The following is a 3,104-nucleotide window of genomic DNA, read 5'->3' on the forward strand; positions in this document are numbered from 1 at the left end:
GTCGAGACCGAGCCACGGTTGTCGCCAGTGGCCTGATACTCCTCCTGGATTCGACGAACGAGGAACAACTCGTAGTCCGTCGACAAACCGAACAGCACCACGAACACGATCAGCGGCACCTGCGGCCAGATAAACCTGGGCTCCGCCGAGCCCGATACCGCGTCTTGGAACAGCAGAACGGTCAGTCCGAACGCGGCGCAGGTCGCAAGCAGGCTCATCAGGATCGCCTTCAATGGCAGTACCAGGCTGCGCAGGACGACGACCAGCACACCGAACATCATCGCCAGTACACAGCCGACCACCCACCACAGCTTGGCCGAGGTCTCGGCGAGCAGATCGGTAATGAAAGCACTCGATCCACCGACCAGCACCGGCGGTCCGGGCGGCGCGGCGGCGGGGGCGATCTGCGTGCGGATCCGTTGCACCAGTTGGACCACCGCGGGCGAGTCGGGCAACTGCCGCGGGATGACGAGCACCGCGGTGAGATCGACACCATTGTCTAGCGGGCTGGCCGCAGCAACCTGGGCATCCGCACGCAAAGCGGCCAGCAGCGGCCCGGTGTCCGGCTCGTCGGTGCCGGCTTCGCGCCGCAACAGGACATAGATGGCGCTGGTCAGCCCCGGCACGTCGCGATCAACGATCTCGTGGCCCAGTCGATCCGGAGTGCCGGCCAAGGCCTGACGTTCCAGGTTGATGCCCAGCGTCAGGTCGGGCATGGGCGTGGCCGCCAGCAGTAGGCCCGCGGTGGCGGCGATGGCGTACGGCCAGGGGCGGCGCATCAAATGTCCGGCCCATCGAGCCAGACGCCCATTCGACGGACTGTCGGTGCGCGGTGGGTACCGCGACATCCAACCGGGTTGCCACTCGAGCCACCGAGTAAGGACGGCGAGAACGGCAGGCAACAACGACATCGAGGCGATCAGCGCGACCGTAACCACGACCAGCACACCGAATGCGGCCTGCGCGAACACATGCCAGCGCACCAGGAACAAACTCGTGCAGGCCAGCAGCAAGATCAAACCCGAATACAGCACGGTTCGTCCGGTGGTCGCCGCGGCGGTGCCGATGGCTTGCTCCGGGCAGGCGCCGGCCGCCAGTTCCTCCCGATAGCGGTTCGTCACGAACAACGCGTAGTCGATGCCGATGCCGAGCCCGACGGCGTTCACACCGACCAGCAGCATGCCGTCGACTCGGAACACCCCAGTGAACACCGCGAACAGTCCCAGTGTGGTCAGCACCGACGCGGCCGCGATCACCATGGGGACCACGACAGCGACCGGAGCGCGCAGACCGAGCAGCAGCAGCACTATCGCCGCGGGGATCGCGACGAGTTCGATGTGCAGCAGATCCGCGATCTCGGCGCGCTGCGCCGACTCACCGAACGCCGACACCCCGACCAGATACGCCCGCACCGAGTCGCCCGATGCCGCGCGGGTGGCCTCGTCGATCGCTGCCTGCTGTGCTGGTATCCGGTCCTGGCGTTCCCGATCCGTGCCGGAGGTGCCCACCAGCAGGTATGCGGTGTGCTCGTCGTGGAATAGCGGGCGCAGCGGTTCCAGTGTGTCGGCCATCGCGGACACCGGTTTCGAATCGCCAACCAGCGGAAGCACTATCGCCCCGTCGATGCCCTCCTGGCGGCCGAGCGCCCGTATCGCCGCGCTGATCGCTCTGTGGAAGACCGGATCGGTGGAGCGCTGAGCCGGGGAATTCAGCACTGCGATCATGGGGTCGTTGCCCAGCGACGGAAAACCCCGCGCCAGAACCTCGGTGGCCCGTTGCGATTCGGCGCCAGAGACCTCGACCGGCGGCGAGACCACCGATCCCAGCAGCTGCGGCAGGCCGAATAGGCCGATGGCCATCGCGATGAGCCACCCCGCGAAGACCCGCCGGCGATGCCGGGCCATGACGATGGCGAGACGCGCCAACACATCCGTGCGCTCTCCGGGCACAGGTCACCCCTTTGTCAGGACGAGATTCTGCCGAGCACCGCGCTGATCGATACTCGACGCGATGGGCTGATCCGCACGGATCAGGCCATCGCGTCGAACCGCTACCGGCCCTTCATCGTGGCGACGATATTCGTCACCTTGAAGATCCCCTGGGGCACGGTCGCACAATCGGTCAGCTTCACCCCTTGGATGTCCCCTTCGGCCGTGATGGATGCCTCCTCACCATCGCCGTCCTTGGCCTTGTCGTTCGCCTTTGCAGTCCACTTCGCATCGTTGAGCGGGGCGGTGACGACGACCGAGCCGGCCTGAGACTTCTCGATCGTCGTCTCGCCGTTTTCTTCGACCTCCACTTCGGCCTCGCCGATCTTCGCCGAAATCTCGCAGGCGTCGCCCTTTTTAGCGATGGCCACCTTTCCCGACCTGCCGAGGGGTTCGTCAGGGTTCTTCTGCTCCCTCGGGCACCTCGACTTCTCACTTCCGGATTCTTTGGTGAATCCGCCCCCGAGGAAGGCCGCCCCGACGATCACACCGTCATCGTTCTCGGCGATCGAGACGGTGCCTTTACCTCCGGTGCACTTGAGGTCTTCCGAGGCCTCCGGCCCGTCGCCGCCCTCAGCCGTCGAGGCCGGCGCGCAGATAGTGCTGTAGCCGAGTACCGAGGTCGCCAGCACCCCGGCGGCGAGGAGGGCCGAAATCCGTGGCCCGGTCACACGTTTGATTGTCATCGCAAACCTTTCCATCGACTGTGCGGTCATTCCATCTGGAATGGTCACCTAGCATTCGTCGCTGGCGCGCATCCGGATGGAAGCAATCAAGGCAGATTTGTTCGGGCACAAGGAGATCGATGGCTTCGGCGCGCTGGGCCGTAAACGCAAGAAGACCCCCAACAATGTTGGGGGTCTTCTGCAATGATGTTCCGGCGGTGTCCTACTCTCCCACACCCTGTCGAGTGCAGTACCATCGGCGCTGGCAGGCTTAGCTTCCGGGTTCGGAATGGGACCGGGCGTTTCCCTGCCGCTATGGCCGCCGTAACTCTATGAAACTATCCACACAGCAGCGCTGACAATCAGCCACGAAACCCCTGCCTGAGCAAGGATATTCGCAGACATGATGTCTGCTGCAGTGTCTGTGTGTTGTTTCAGATACCGCACAGTG

The 3,104-nt window shown here is 64.8% G+C and carries 2 protein-coding genes and 1 rRNA gene; all 3 read right to left on the reverse strand.

The genetic code is table 11. The annotated features are described in order from the left end of the window. Window positions 1-1,949, reverse strand: a 1,949-nt coding sequence (locus F3087_RS20850) for an MMPL family transporter (protein ID WP_150403705.1), incomplete at its 3' end; no start/stop codon positions are given. A 101-nt stretch (window positions 1,950-2,050) separates the two neighbouring features. Further along, the gene (locus F3087_RS20855; protein WP_150403706.1) at window positions 2,051-2,722 is read right to left on the reverse strand and encodes a hypothetical protein; all 672 of its coding nucleotides are present in this window, start codon (window positions 2,720-2,722) and stop codon (window positions 2,051-2,053) included. Between the two features lie 141 nt (window positions 2,723-2,863). After that, window positions 2,864-2,980: ribosomal RNA gene (gene rrf / locus F3087_RS20860) — 5S ribosomal RNA — on the reverse strand. Window positions 2,981-3,104: the final 124 nt, after the last annotated feature.

The organism is Nocardia colli, assembly GCF_008704205.1.
In the GTDB taxonomy this organism is placed as follows: domain Bacteria; phylum Actinomycetota; class Actinomycetes; order Mycobacteriales; family Mycobacteriaceae; genus Nocardia; species Nocardia colli.